Source organism: Micromonospora sp. PRAS1 (genome assembly GCF_059553435.1).
In genome coordinates, this window is sequence record NZ_JCANNB010000069.1 from 1 (window position 1) to 14,198 (window position 14,198).

The 14,198-nt window shown below is 71.0% G+C and carries 10 protein-coding genes; 5 read left to right on the forward strand and 5 right to left on the reverse strand.

The genetic code is table 11. The annotated features are described in order from the left end of the window. The first annotated feature begins 129 nt into the window (after positions 1–129). Positions 130–411 (forward strand): hypothetical protein, encoded by a 282-nt coding sequence (locus tag AC507J_RS31760; RefSeq protein ID WP_496294183.1) that lies wholly within the window; start codon positions 130–132, stop codon positions 409–411. Between the two features lie 99 nt (positions 412–510). On the opposite strand, the gene glgA is transcribed toward AC507J_RS31760, so the two are convergent. Further along, positions 511–1,710 (reverse strand): glycogen synthase, encoded by a 1,200-nt coding sequence (gene glgA / locus AC507J_RS31765; protein WP_496294185.1) that lies wholly within the window; start codon positions 1,708–1,710, stop codon positions 511–513. Between the two features lie 94 nt (positions 1,711–1,804). Between glgA and glgC the strand changes: the two genes are divergently transcribed. The 3 genes from glgC (at position 1,805) to AC507J_RS31780 (ending at position 6,341) form a co-directional block, all read left to right on the forward strand. Continuing rightward, entirely contained in the window at positions 1,805–3,037 is a 1,233-nt protein-coding gene (gene glgC / locus AC507J_RS31770) for a glucose-1-phosphate adenylyltransferase (RefSeq protein ID WP_496294187.1), read from the forward strand. A gap of 58 nt (positions 3,038–3,095) precedes the next feature. Next, positions 3,096–4,736, forward strand: coding sequence for a phosphoglucomutase (alpha-D-glucose-1,6-bisphosphate-dependent) (gene pgm / locus AC507J_RS31775; RefSeq protein WP_496294189.1), 1,641 nt, complete (start codon positions 3,096–3,098; stop codon positions 4,734–4,736). A 102-nt stretch (positions 4,737–4,838) separates the two neighbouring features. Next, positions 4,839–6,341 carry a hypothetical protein gene (locus AC507J_RS31780; protein ID WP_496294190.1) on the forward strand — a complete coding sequence of 501 codons (1,503 nt, stop codon included), beginning with the start codon at positions 4,839–4,841 and terminating at the stop codon, positions 6,339–6,341. Here the strand turns inward: AC507J_RS31780 and wecB are convergent. Continuing rightward, positions 6,231–7,307 (reverse strand): non-hydrolyzing UDP-N-acetylglucosamine 2-epimerase, encoded by a 1,077-nt coding sequence (wecB, locus tag AC507J_RS31785; RefSeq protein ID WP_496294192.1) that lies wholly within the window; start codon positions 7,305–7,307, stop codon positions 6,231–6,233. The two genes, AC507J_RS31780 and wecB, sit on opposite strands and share 111 nt — an antisense overlap. Before the next feature lie 176 nt (positions 7,308–7,483). On the opposite strand from wecB, the gene AC507J_RS31790 reads away from it, so the two are divergent. After that, positions 7,484–9,652: a bi-domain-containing oxidoreductase gene (locus tag AC507J_RS31790; protein WP_496294194.1), complete on the forward strand. Its 2,169-nt coding sequence runs from the start codon at positions 7,484–7,486 to the stop codon at positions 9,650–9,652. Positions 9,653–9,809: 157 nt separating this feature from the next. Here the strand turns inward: AC507J_RS31790 and AC507J_RS31795 are convergent, their stop codons facing one another. From AC507J_RS31795 to AC507J_RS31805, 3 genes are all read right to left on the reverse strand, one after another. Further along, the gene (locus AC507J_RS31795) at positions 9,810–10,991 is read right to left on the reverse strand and encodes a glycosyltransferase family 4 protein (protein ID WP_496294196.1); all 1,182 of its coding nucleotides are present in this window, start codon (positions 10,989–10,991) and stop codon (positions 9,810–9,812) included. After that, on the reverse strand, positions 10,988–13,051 hold the full coding sequence (locus tag AC507J_RS31800) for a heparinase II/III domain-containing protein (RefSeq protein WP_496294198.1): 2,064 nt from the start codon (positions 13,049–13,051) through the stop codon (positions 10,988–10,990). Before AC507J_RS31800 ends, AC507J_RS31795 begins: the two co-directional genes overlap by 4 nt. Positions 13,052–13,188: 137 nt before the next feature. Further along, positions 13,189–14,118, reverse strand: a complete 930-nt coding sequence (locus tag AC507J_RS31805; RefSeq protein WP_496294200.1) for an NAD(+)/NADH kinase — start codon at positions 14,116–14,118, stop codon at positions 13,189–13,191. Between the last annotated feature and the right edge of the window lie 80 nt (positions 14,119–14,198).

The following is a 14,198-nucleotide window of genomic DNA, read 5'->3' on the forward strand; positions in this document are numbered from 1 at the left end:
CCGCCACCCTCCACGCCACCTGAGTCTCTCAGCGCACCCTGCCCCGCAGACTTTGGAAAAGTACCGCTCAGCTTGAACGGCGAGTTTCCAAGAATGATGAGCATCGGCCGGTGAATTGGAGGTGTTTTGGTGAAGGGGGGCAAGGAAGGGGGTGACGATCTCGGCCGCGCGGTGGGGCGGTGGCACGGTCGGCGCGATGGCGACGCGATCCGCGAGACTGACGCGACGCAGGACGGCGCCGCCCCCGAGGGGCAGGTGCTGGCGGACGGCGACGTGCCTCCGGATGGCCGGTCGCGTGGCGTCGAGAGTCGAGGTCAGCGTCTGGTGCGGCGGATGCGTGGCCGTGGCGGCGCGGAACAGACAGCGCACATGTCTACCGAGGCGCTGATGGAGTTGCTGCGTGGCGAATGACCAAATTCGTACTGCGCGGTGTTGAAGGGGCTTGTTCCTCGACCGCAGGCGTTGATAGGGGGCCCTTGTTTACACGCACACCTTTCCGTACACGCTTTCTTAGCCGCGTACCGATTTGTAAAGGTCGAGGGTGCGGGCGGCGATGGCGTCCCAGGAGAAGTGTTCGACGGCGCGACGGCGACCGGCGCGGCCGAGCGCGGCGGCGCGCTCCGGAGCAGCCAGCAGCTCGTTCAACCGGGCCGCCAGGTCGGCTTCGAAGCGGGCCGGGTCGACCGGCGTGCCGTCGAGAGCGGTCTGCTCGATCGGGACCAGCAGGCCGGTCTCGCCGTCGGCGACCACCTCGGGGATGCCGCCGGTGGCGGTGGCGACCACCGCCGTCTCGCAGGCCATCGCCTCCAGGTTGACGATGCCCATCGGCTCGTAGACGGAGGGGCAGACGAAGATGGTGGCGTGGGTGAGGATCTGGATCACCTCGACCTTGGGCAGCATCTCGGCCACCCAGATCACCCCGGAGCGGCCGGCGCGCAGCTCGGCGACCAGGGCCTCCACCTCGGCGGCGATCTCCGGCGTGTCGGGCGCGCCGGCCAGCAGCACCAGTTGAGTGTCCGGTGGCAGGTCACGGGCGGCGCGCAGCAGGTGCGGCAGGCCCTTCTGCCGGGTGATCCGGCCGACGTAGACCACGCTGGGCAGGGCCGGGTCGATGCCGAGCCGCGCCAGCACGTCGGTGCCCGGGTCGGGGGCGTACTGCGCGGTGTCGATGCCGTTGTAGATCACATGCACCCGGTCCGGGTCGATCGTCGGGTACGCGGTCAGCACATCCCGGCGCATGCCGGCGCTGACCGCCACGATCGCGTCGGCCGACTCGTACGCCGTCCGTTCGCACCAGGAGGAGAGCGCGTAACCGCCGCCGAGCTGCTCGGCCTTCCACGGTCGCAGCGGCTCCAGGCTGTGCGCGGTCACCACGTGCGGCACCCCGTGGAGCAGCTTCGCGGTGTGCCCGGCCAGGTTGGCGTACCAGGTGTGGCTGTGCACCATGTCCGCGCCGGCGCACCCGGCGGCCATCTCCAGGTCCACCCCCATCGTGCGCAGCGCCGGGTTCGCGCCGGTCAGCCCCGCCGGCTCGGGGTACGCCCGCACGCCCGGCTCGGTGCGCGGCGCGCCGAAGCAGTGCACCCGTACGTCGGTGATCCGACGCAGTTCCCGGGCCAGGTACTCGACGTGTACCCCGGCACCGCCGTAGACCTCCGGCGGGTACTCCCGGGTGAGCAGGTCGACGCGCAGCGGTGGGGAGTCGGTCATGCCCGGCACCCTAGTGCAGAATCCGGCACCGCACCGGCTGTGGAACTGTGCCGTACGAGTGGTGAACCGGCACGGCTATGGATAGCGTCTGCTCATGGCTGCCAAGGTGCTCGCGATCGTCCTGGCCGGCGGAGAGGGCAAGCGCCTGATGCCGCTGACCACGGACCGGGCCAAGCCGGCCGTCCCGTTCGGCGGGATGTACCGCATGGTCGACTTCGTCCTCTCCAACCTGGCCAACGCCGGCTATCTGAAGATCGTCGTGTTGACCCAGTACAAGTCCCACTCCCTCGACCGACACATCACCAAGACCTGGCGGATGTCGACGTTGCTCGGCAACTACGTCACCCCGGTCCCCGCGCAGCAGCGTCGTGGCCCGTGGTGGTTCGCCGGCTCGGCCGACGCGATCTACCAGAGCTTCAACCTGATCTACGACGAGCAGCCCGACTACGTGATCGTCTTCGGTGCCGACCACATCTACCGGATGGACCCCCGGCAGATGGTGGAGGAGCACATCGCCTCCGGCGCCAGCGTGACCGTGGCCGGCATCCGGCAGCCGCTCACCATGGCCGACCAGTTCGGCGTCATCGAGGTCGGCGAGGACGGCCGGCAGATCCGGGCCTTCCGGGAGAAGCCCACCGACGCGGTCGGCCTGCCCGACGCGCCCGACGAGATCTACGCCTCGATGGGCAACTACGTCTTCACCACCCGGGCGCTCATCGACGCGGTCGAGCGCGACGCGGAGGACAAGACCAGCAAGCACGACATGGGCGGCAGCATCATCCCGATGCTTGTCGAGCGGGGTGAGGCGAACGTCTACGACTTCCGCGACAACGAGGTGCCGGGCAGCACCGACCGGGACCGGGGCTACTGGCGCGACGTGGGGACCCTCGACTCGTTCTACGACGCGCACATGGATCTGATCAACGTGCACCCGGTCTTCAACCTCTACAACTTCGACTGGCCGATCTACACCGAGCAGCCGCCGTACCCGCCTGCCAAGTTCGTGCACCAGTGGGGCGAACGGGTCGGCCGGGCGGTCGCCTCGATGGTCTCGCCGGGCGCGGTGATCTCCGGGTCGCTTGTGGAGAACTCGATCGTCTCGCCCAAGGTGAAGGTGCACTCCTGGGCGCACGTGGACGGCGCGGTGCTGATGGAGGGGGTCGAGATCGGCCGGCACGCGGTGGTCCGCCACGCGATCCTGGACAAGAACGTCTATGTGCCCGAGGGCGCCGAGATCGGCGTGGACCTGGAACGCGACCGGCAGCGTTACACCGTCTCCGACAACGGCATCGTGGTCATCGGTAAAGGTCAGAAGGTGGAGCCGTGAGCGCGAGGAGTGCAGCGCAGCGGAGCCCCGCAGTCGCGAACGAAAGGCCAGTACAGCCGTGAGTAGTCATCCCCGTGCCGGTCAGCCGGCCCAGCCCGGCGACCTGGTGGACGTGCCCCGGCTGGTGACGGCCTACTACGCCGAGCATCCCGACCCGGGCGACCCGGCGCAGCAGGTCTCCTTCGGCACCTCCGGGCACCGCGGGTCGAGCCTGCGTAACGCCTTCAACTCCGACCATATCCTCGCGGTCACCCAGGCGCTCTGCGACTACCGCCGCGAGCAGGGCGTGGACGGCCCGCTCTTCCTCGGCCGGGACACCCACGCGCTCTCCGCCCCGGCGGCGGTCGACGCGCTGGAGGTGCTCGCCGCAAACGAGGTCACCGTGCTGGTGGACAGCCGGGACGGCTACACCCCGACCCCTGCGGTGTCGCACGCCATCCTCACCCACAACCGGGGCCGCAGCGCCGGGCTCGCCGACGGCATCGTGATCACCCCGTCGCACAATCCGCCGGACGACGGCGGGTTCAAGTACAACCCCACCCACGGTGGGCCGGCCGACTCCGACGTCACGCGCTGGATCCAGGACCGCGCGAACACGATCCTCGCCGCCGGGCTCAAGGAGGTGCGCCGCATCCCGTACGCGCGGGCCCGCGCCGCCGACACCACAGGCACGTACGACTTCCTCGGCCGGTACGTCGACGACCTGCCTGCGGTGCTCGACCTGGACGCGGTCCGGGCCGCCGGGGTGCGCATCGGCGCCGATCCGCTCGGCGGCGCCAGCGTCGCCTACTGGGGCGAGATCGCCGACCGGCACCGGCTCGACCTGACCGTGGTCAACCCGGACGTCGACCCGACCTGGCGGTTCATGACGCTTGACGGCGACGGCAAGATCCGGATGGACTGCTCCTCGCCGAACGCGATGGCCTCGCTTATCGCCAGGCGCGCCGACTACCAGGTGGCCACCGGCAACGACGCCGACGCCGACCGGCACGGCATCGTCACCCCCGACGCCGGGCTGATGAACCCGAACCACTACCTGGCGGTGGCGATCGCCCACCTGTTCCGCACCCGCGACCGGTGGGGGCCGGACGCCGCGGTCGGCAAGACCCTGGTCTCCTCCTCGATGATCGACCGGGTCGCCGCCGACCTCGGGCGGCCCCTGTTGGAGGTGCCGGTCGGCTTCAAGTGGTTCGTCCCCGGCCTGCTCGACGGCACCGTCGGCTTCGGCGGCGAGGAGAGCGCCGGCGCCTCCTTCCTGCGCCGCGACGGCGGCACCTGGACCACCGACAAGGACGGCCTCCTGCTCTGCCTGCTCGCCGCCGAGATCATCGCGACCACCGGCCGCACGCCAAGCGAGCACTGGGCGGAGCTGGCCGACCGGTTCGGCGCGCCCGCGTACGCCCGGATCGACGCCCCGGCCACCCGCGAGCAGAAGGCGGTGCTCGGCAAGCTCTCCCCGGAGCAGGTACGCGCCACCGAGCTGGCCGGCGAGCCGATCACCGCCACGCTGACCACCGCACCGGGCAACGGCGCCCCGATCGGCGGCCTCAAGGTGACCACCGAGAGTGGCTGGTTCGCCGCCCGCCCCTCCGGTACCGAGGACGTTTACAAGATCTACGCCGAGTCCTTCCAGGGCCCGGAACACCTCGCCCGCATCCAACAGGAGGCCAGGGACCTCGTCACCGACGTGTTGGGGTAGGGGAGGTTCACCGGGTCGGGCGACCTGGTTCCTTGCCGCCGCGTCGTGCCTGGTCGTGGCGTTCCGCGTCTCCTGCGTCAGTGCGTGGCTACTATCCGCTGCATGCGGCTAACTCGCGCCCCCCAGCTCGCCGGCCACTGGCCCGATGGTGGGCGCACCCGGAACTTCCGACGTCTCTGCGTCGGTCTCGGCTGGCTGGCCGCGGGTGCGGTGTGTCTCACCCTCGACTCGCCGGAATCCTGGAGCGACAACGGTTCGATCGCCCTGGGACTGCTCGCCATCCTCTTCGGCACCTGGGTGTTCTGGCGAGACGGCGGCAGCCGGATCACGGCGGTGGGTATCTACAACATCGCCTTCGCCGTCTTCGTCGGCTTCGGTGGTGTCTACCACGGTTTGCAGGCCAGTGCCGCCGACCCGGAACTGCCACTGCTCGTCGGTCTGGCGGTCTGCTACTTCGGTCACGTGCTGACCTGGCTGCTGTTCTGGAGAGCCGAGGCACCCAGGGCGACCCAGCCGGACGTGGCCGGGGTGAACGCGCGTACGGCCGGCTGGGCAATCATCTCCGGTGCGGTGCTGCTCGCCGTGGCGGCCGTCCTCGGGGTGGCCGCGCCCGCGGCCGGCAGTATCGCCAAATCGATCGGGTTCCTCGGCGTCGTGCTGGTCAGTGCCGGGCTGCTGCGTGGACCGATCGGGCGCTGGAAGGTGTTGGGTGGCCTGCTGACCCTGGCCGCCTTCACCGTCTACTTCGTCTATCTGTTCAACGGGTACGGCCGGATCGTCGTCGGCACGCTCGCGCTGGCATTGTTGGTGATTCTCGCCCAGGGCGACAGTCGTCGCTACACCAAGCTGATCGTCATCCTGGGTGCCACCCCGGTCCTGCTCTTCCTCGCCGCGATACGCGCCGGGAATCAGGATGCGCCGGTCGGCGGCGACGGGCTGGGTTCGGTGGTCAGCCCGATGTTCTCCTTCGCCAGGCTCTGGCAGTTGAACGGGGCCGGATTACTGCCGCGCGGGTGGGGCGACACGTTCTTCGCGGCGCTCGTTGCCCTGGTGCCCCGGGGTTGGTGGCCGGAGAAGCCGTACGGGTTCGGTCGCGACCTGGTCCCGTTCCTGAAACCCGGCCTGGCTGACACGACCCACTCAGAGGCGGCGCTCTGGTACGGCGAATGGCTGTTCAACTTCGGGCTGCCCGGCATCGCGTTGGCGATTCCGGCGACCGGTCTCGCGGTCGCCGGCATCGATCGGCTGCTCGCCCGCGCGTCGTCCCGGCCGCTGGCCACGCCGGGCGCACTCGGCGGCTATCTCGCTGCGGTGATCGCCGCCGCTGGTCTGGTCGACCTCGTCTGGGTGGGCAGCTTCACCTACATGGCGCGCACCGGCCCCCGGCTGCTGCTGTTGGGCCTGCTGGTGGCGATCGCCGGCTGGCTCGCCGGTCGGGTGAGCGAGCCGGCGACCAGTCGTTTCCGCGCAAGCGGCCCGAGCCGGTCGGCCGGTTCAGCGGGCCGCGACGAAGCCGGCGATCACCTCGGCGATGCGCTCGCCTGCGTGCCCGTCCCAGAGCGGCGGTACGGGCCATTCGATCGCCCGCTGTTGCCCGGTAAGTAGCCCGCGCACCGCGTCCGTCAGCCCCGCGCGGGTGACCAGACGGTTCGTCCCGTGGGTGATGGTCACCGGGCGTTCCGTCTCGGCGCGCAGGGTCAGGCAGGGCACCCCGAGCACGGTGGTCTCCTCCTGGACGCCGCCGGAGTCGGTGATGACGGCCTGGGCGCCGCGGACCAGGCCGAGGAATTCGAGGTAGCCGAGCGGCTCGATCACCCGGATTCGCGGATGCGGGAAGAGCCCTCCGGCGGCGAGCTGCTGCCGTCCCCGGGGATGCAGCGGCAACACGATCTCGATCTGGTCGGCCACCCCGTGCATGGTCTTGGCCAGCTCCGCCGCGTCGCCCGGGTCGTCGACGTTCGCCGGCCGGTGCAAAGTGGCCACGGCGTACCGCTCGGGCAGTCCCAGCGGCGTCTCGAAACGGTGCAGGTTGGCCAGCAGCGTGTCGATCATCGGGTTGCCGACGAAGAACACCTTGTCGGCGGCGATGCCCTCGTTGCCGAGGTGCACAAGCGCCTCCGGGCTCGTGGCGAAGAGCAGGTCGGAGAGCCGGTCGGTGACCAGCCGGTTGATCTCCTCCGGCATGGACCGGTTGAAACTGCGCAGCCCCGCCTCCACATGTGCCACCGGAATCGTGAGTTTCGCTGCCACCAGGGCGGCGGCCAATGTGGAGTTCACGTCGCCGTAGACGACCACCAGGCCGGGGCGGATGTCCTGGAAGTACGCCTCGAGTCGGACCAGCATGTCGGCGGTCTGGCGGGCGTGGCTGCCCGAGCCGACCGCCAGGTTCTCGTCCGGCTCCGGGAGCCCGAGTTGCCGGAAGAAGACCTCGGACATGCGTTCGTCGTAGTGCTGCCCGGTGTGTACGAGGCGCTGCGGAACGCCGTGCTCGGCGAGCGCGCGGATCACCGGGGCCGCCTTCGGGAAATTGGGGCGGGCGCCCGCGATGTGCAGGACGGTGGCGGTTGACAAGAATTCCTCGCATATTTCGTCATGGATTGTCGATGGCGCGCCAATAGTACAAGTTATCCATTTTGGTGCCTGTAATCGCCATACAATCTCCAGTGACGGATGCGTCACGGTGTGCGGCGCCCGAAGGGCTGGCTGTCGCGGACGCGAGATGTTCATTTCCCCCGGAGGCAGGTCCCGTGAAGCAGGTTGTCCAGTCCGTGTCCGGTGGCATGGTGCGGGTCGTCGAGGTCCCGCAGCCCGAGCCGGCCGCCACCGAAGTCCTGGTGGCCGTGCGCAGATCCCTGCTCTCCGCAGGCACCGAACGCGCCGTGCGGGAACTCGCCTCGGCCGGCCTGCTGCGCAAGGCGCGCGCCCGGCCGGACCTGGTCCGTCAGGTGGTGCGCAAGGCACGCACGGATGGGGTTCGATCGACGCTCGCCACGGTGCGTGGCCGGCTCGACGAGGACATGCCGCTCGGGTACAGCGCGGCGGGGGTCGTCGTCGCCGCCGGAGCCGCCACCGACGGGCTCCGGCCCGGGATGCGGGTCGCCACCGCCTCGGCGGGGCACGCCGAGTACCAGGCGGTGCCCGGTCTGCTCGCGGTGCCCGTACCCGACGCGGTGTCGGACCAGGCCGCCGCCTTCGGCGCCGTGGCGGCCATCGCGCTCCAGGGGTTGCGACAGGCCGACGTGGGGGTGGGCGGCTCGGTCGCGGTCGTCGGCCTCGGTCTGGTCGGGCAGTTGGCGGTCCGCCTGGCACTCGCCTCGGGGCTGCGGGTCGTCGGTGTCGACGTGCGCCGGTGGACTGCGGAACTGGCCACGAGCAGCGGCGCGACCGGCCTGGTCGAGGCCGGTGACCCGACCACCGAACAGATCATGGAGCTGACCCGGGGCCGGGGCGTCGACGCGGTCCTGATCACGGCGGCGACCCGCTCGTCCGGGCCGGTGGCGCGCAGCGCCGAGATCGCCCGGGACCGGGCCCGCCTGGTCGTGGTGGGTGACGTCGGGCTGGAACTCGACCGGCGGCCCTTCTACGAGCGGGAACTGGACCTCCGGTTCGCCCGCAGCTATGGGCCAGGCCGCTACGACCGGGCGTACGAGGAGTGGGGCGTCGACTATCCGGCCGGGCACGTGCGCTGGACCGCCCGGGGCAACATCGAGACCTATCTCGACCTGGTGGCCAGCGATCGGGTCGCGGTCGACGACCTGGTCACGCACGTCTTCGACGTGAAACAGGCGGAGGCGGCGTACGAGGTGCTGGCCGCCGACCCGCGCTCGCTGGCGGTGCAGCTCAGTTACGCGGCACCGGCAGAGTCCCGGCGCGACACGATCACGATCCGTCCGCGCCGTGCCTCGGTGCAGCCGCGTGCCGGGTTGATCGGGGCCGGGCTCTACGCCAAGGCCACCTTCCTGCCCGCCCTCAAGGCGGCCGGCTGGGCGGCCGACCTGGTCGCGATCACCTCCGCCAAGGGGATCACCGCCCGGCATCTGGCCGAGCGCAACGACATCGCGACCGTGGCCGGCGGCGTCGGCGACCTGCTCGGCCGCGACGACATCGACGTGGTGTTCATCCTCAGCCGGCACGACTCGCACGCGAGCCTGGTCCGGCAGGCGCTCGACGCCGGCAAACACGTGTTCGTGGAGAAGCCGCTGGCGTTGACGCATGACGAACTGGACGAGGTGACGGCCGCCTACCAGCGCAACTCGGGTCACCTCTTCGTCGGCTTCAACCGGCGGCACGCGCCGATGGTCGGGCACGCGAGGCAGGTCCTCTCCGCCGGCCGGGGGCCGCTGACGATCGCGTACCGGATCAACGCGGGGCGGTTGCCCGAGTCGCACTGGTACCACGACCGGCGTCAGGGTGGCCGCGTCCGTGGCGAGGTGTGCCACTTCGTCGACCTCGCGTCGTGGCTGGTGGGCGCGGATCCCGGCGTCGTGCACGCGTACGGCAGCGGTCGAGGTGAACTGGGCCTGGAAGAGGACGTCAGCGTCCTGCTCGGATATCCGGACGGGTCCACCGCGACGATCACGTACTGCACCCGGGGCAGCCAGCACACCCCCAAGGAGCGGGTGGAGATCCTCGGCCGCGGGCACACCGTCGTGATCGACGACTTCCGGCGCCTGGAGATCGACGGTCGAGAGATCCGGCGGGTACCGGCCGGCAAGGGGCACCGGCAACTGCTCGCGTACGTCCGGGAGACGATCGTGGGTAACGCGCCGGAGGGGCGGGAGCTGGCCGCGTCGTTCGCTACCACGCGGACGACGCTGGCCGCGGTCGCCGCCCTGGCCAGCGCCCCGGTGCACCGTTCGATCCCGCCGACGCGGGCGGACGCCGAGGCCGACACGGGCGTCCCACTGGGCTCGTGACACCGTGACGGCCTGACGGACCGACGCCGTGACGGCGTGACGGCGTGATGGCCTGACGGCCTGACGGCGTGATGGCCTGACGGATCGACGGACGTCCTGCGGCCGGACAGCGCGGCGGCAGGACCTCCGTCGGCCGCCGCGAGTCCACCGCCTGCGGTCAGCGCCCGCCGGCCTCGTCGAGCAGCGGAGCGAGCAGCCGGGCGAGGGCGAGTGACATCGCGCTACGCGACTGGTTCGCCTGGATCCACCGCCGACCGGCCGCCCCCATCTTCGCCAACTCCTCCGGACTGGCCCGTACCAGCTGGCCCAGGCCGTGGGCGAGTTGACCGGGCTGGGTCACGGTTCCGCAGCCGGCACCGAGGACGAGATCGCCAACCACCCCGGGGCTGTTCGTGAGCACCGGCAGCCCGGCGGCCAGGTAGTCGAACACCTTGTTGGGGCTCACGGCGGAGCGGAACAACTCGACATCGGCCAGCACGTGCACACCGATGTCCGCGGCGTGCAGCAGATCGGGGATCTCGGTCTTCGGGATCGGATCGAGGAGCCGCACGTTGGGTAAGCCGGCTGCTGCCGCCGCCAGGCGCGGCTTGTCGACACCCGATCCGACCAGGACGACGTCGATCTCGGGGACCGTCCGGGCGGCGGCCAGCAGCAGGTCGAGCCCGTTGGCGGGGCCGTGTGCACCGGCGTAGACGGCGGTCCGCCGGGTGAACCCGTACCGCGCCCGCAGCGTTTCCCGGTCGGCGCTGGGCACGAAGTCGTCCGGGTCGGCCCCGTTGGGGATGAAGGCGATCTTCTCGGGCGCCACGCCCCTGGCCTCGACCTGCTGCACCGTGCCGGCCGCCATCACCACCACCCGGTCGGCGCGGTGGTAGAGGAACCCTTCCAGCCGCTCCAACGCCCGGTACGCCAGAGAGGTCTGCGACACCGCGCCCATGTCGACGAGCATGCGCGGCCAGAGATCCCGGATCTCCAGGACGAACGGGGTACGGCGCAGCGCCGCCACGGTCCACCCGGCGAGCGCGGCCAGCAGGTGCGGCGAGGAGGCGTACACCAGACCGGGGCGGGGCTGGCGCAGGCCGGCGACTGTGGCCGTCACCGCGTAGCTGACCCAGTTGACCACCCGACCCAGGCCGTTGCCCCGGTACGGCGTCACCGCCACCAGCTGGAACCCCGGCTCCGCTCGTTGCGGTGCGCCGGTGATCAGATTGCGCCGACCGGCGATGATCACATGTTCCCAGTCGGGCAGCCGGCTGAACAGCTCGACGTGCCGGGTACCGCCGGGATAGCCCCGGGGCACCGCGAACTGGTTGAAGACGAGGATTCTGCGCTGCGTCATCGGGGCGCCTCCACGTGCTGGACCGCTCCGGTTCGGAGATCGGTGACGGCCAGGCAGGCGCCGGCCGGGTGCCACTGCACCGCGAACCGGAGGCCGTCGAGCGCCGCCGCCTCGGGAGACGGTCCGGGTAGCTCGCCGAGCGCCCAGACCCGGCTGTCGGTCCGGTCCTCGACCATCAGCCAGGTCGTCGGCTCCCAGTGCCCGTAGGTACGGCTGTGCCAGCCCGCGAAGGGTGCCGTCCGGCCGCGCACCGCGCGGTATCCGGGCAGTCCGAGCAGGGCGACCTTGCTCGCGCCGGTGACCAGTGTGTCGTTCTCGATCGTGACGTCGGGGTGCAGCGGAATGGTGAGCGACCACGACCTGACGCTCGACGGGGGGTCGGCGAACTCGACGATCGCCACGTACCGCTGTGCCACCACCACCGCGCGGCCGACGCGCACCGGCCGCTCGCCCCGCGCGTACGCGTCGTGCCAGCCGAAGAGGACGGTGCGGTCCGGCAGCACGAGCGGCGCCCCGAGATACCCGTGGGCGGGGTTCAGCCAGCGGAACGCGCGGTGCGGTACGAGCTGGTCCTGGCCGTCCGGTCGCCGCACCGGGTGGGCGGCGGAGGTACGCAGTCCGTTGCGGACCTCCAGCGGCCCGTTGTAGGTGCCGGTGCCCGGCTCGCCGATCAGCCAGCGGCCGTCGTGCTTGACCCAGACCGAGGTGAGGTCGGCGTGCCCGTGCGAGGGGCCGCCAGCCACCTTGAACCAGACCTGCCAGGGTCCCCGGACGACGTACCCGATGCCGCCCGACACGGTCGCGGCGGGCCAGCTGCGAGCGATCGCCGCACCGGCGTCGACCATGGCGGCCTGGTCCGACGCGGGGGTCGTGCCGGAATTGGTGGCCGGGTCCGACGCGGGTGTCTCCGGTGCTGGCGGCGGGACGTACCAGGCCAGTTCGTCGAAGTCGGCGTACCACTGATCCGGCACCCGCTCGCCGCCGAGCACCAGGCCGAGCGCGACCGAGCCGGCCACGTCGAGCGGGTCGCCGGAGGACGCCAGTACGCGCCCCTCGTCCCAGTCGCCGTACGGCGGCATGTCGCCGTCGAAGACGCCGAGCCGGGCCAGGTGCAGGCTGACCGAGTGCAGGTCCCGTCGCAGCTGCTCGGGTGCGTTGCCGAGCAGCACCCGGACCACGAGCATCTCCAGGACGAAGCGGTGGTACGAGAGCGAGTCCTCGATCATCCGGCCGTCCGCGGCGAGGTGCCGGCGCCACTGGGCGGCGAACATCCGCTCACCGGTACGCGCCCACCACCGCGCCCGCGGCGCGCCGGGGAACATCCGCGCCAGCAGGATCAAGCCGAGGGCGTCACCGAGCATGTGGTTGTTACGCATGCTGCTCAACGTGTACGGCAACTCGACAAGCAGATGCCGGGCGCTGGCCAGCAGCAGTCGCTCGACGGCGGTCACCACGTCGGCGGGGAGCCGCTCGCCGACCAGGGTCAGGAGCTGGCTCCAGGCGATGGCGCGCAGCGCGAGTTCCAGGCTGGAGTGCCAGTGCACGCCCCGCTCCGGCGGTGCCTGTTCACACCAGGACCGCAGCAGGCCGGTGAGCCCGTCCAGCCAGGGACCGGCCGGGTCGAGTCGGGCCGCGCGGGCCAGCACGACCAGGTCGCGATGACGCCCTGCCTCCCAGCTGTACTTCACGTCGGAGAGCCGCGCCTCGGATCGGATGTCGATGCGCCACCACGGCTGGTCAGCCGGCCAGGAGCGCCCGGTCAGCGGGTCGGTGCACCAGGGCAGCGTCACGCCCGTCGGCACCCGGCGCCCGAAGACCCGCAGCCCCTGGCTCAGTACGAGTTGGGCGTCGTCGAGGCAGCGTCGCCGGGCCTCGGCACCGACCGGCTCGGTGTTGGTCAGCGGCACCGCGACGGCCCGGTGATGTCGACGCGCCCCGCCGTGGAACAGGACGCGATGGAACCCACTTCGCTTCGACAATTCGTACGCGGCGCGCAGCGGCGCCGACCGGCCCAGTGCCCGCAGGTCCGCGACGATCGTGCGCGGAACCGAACTCTCCATCAACTCCCCCTCGGGGCACCTCGTCGAGGTGAACCCCTAACTACTTAGCGGAGTTTGGCGTCCGGAATCCCTTTTTCGCATTTTTGGGGCTGTGTGTCTGGTCCATTCAGACGTTTAGGGCTGCGTGTCTGGTCCATTCAGCGCGGCGGGGGCAGCTCGCGGCGGTCGAACTGCCGGCGCAGTTCCTCGGGCAGCAGTTCGCGTAACTGCTCGGGCAGCAGCGGCAGGTCCAACAGGGTCAGCTTGATCTGGTTGCGCTCCCGGTGGCGGCGTGGATCGAGACGTACCACCAGGCCGGCGTCGGGACGGTAGCGGATCTCCACCGCACCGGAGGTCGAGGCGTCCCGGATGACCAGCCCGTCCACCTCGACGGCCACCGGTCCGGATCCCGGGCGCAGCTCCAACCGGACGGTCTCGGTGGGGGAGAGCACCACCGCCCGGGAGATGCCCGACATCGGGGCGCTCGGGGTCACCACCACCGCCTGGGTCGCCGGGGAGATCAGCGGCCCGCCGGCCGCGTAGCTGTAGGCAGTCGAGCCGGTCGGGGTGCTGACCACCAACGCATCACAGCGGTAGTAGCCGTACCGCTGGCCGTTGACCGCCAGGGTGGCGGTGACGAAGCCCTGTCCGGGGATGCGGATCAGCGCGATGTCGTTGAACGCCACCACGTCGTCGCCGCACACCTCGCAGGCCAGGCAGCTCTGCGTCGCCAGGGTGTAGTCGCGGGCCAGTAGCCGGTCCAGCGCCGCCGGCAACTCCGGCGGCTCGACCTCCACCAGAAACCCCAACTTCCCCAGGTGTACGCCGAGTACCGGCTTCGGGTCGTGGATGGCCAGCCGCAGCGCGCCCAGCATCGTGCCGTCCCCGCCGATGCTGATCAGCACGTCCGACCCGGCCGCGAGGTCCGCCTCCGGCAGCACCCGGAAGGAGTCGGGCACCCGGTGCCGGTCCTCGGCGCGTACCGCCAGGGTGACCCGGTGCCGGGCGGCCCAGCCCGCGATGGTCTGCACCACCGGGGTGACGTCCCGGGTGGGATGGAGCACCAGCCCGAGCCGGATCCGGTCCATACCCCCACCTCACCACACCCCACCCCCCACCCCACCCCGATCCTCAGCGTTGATCATGAGGTTGGCGACACTTTGAAGAT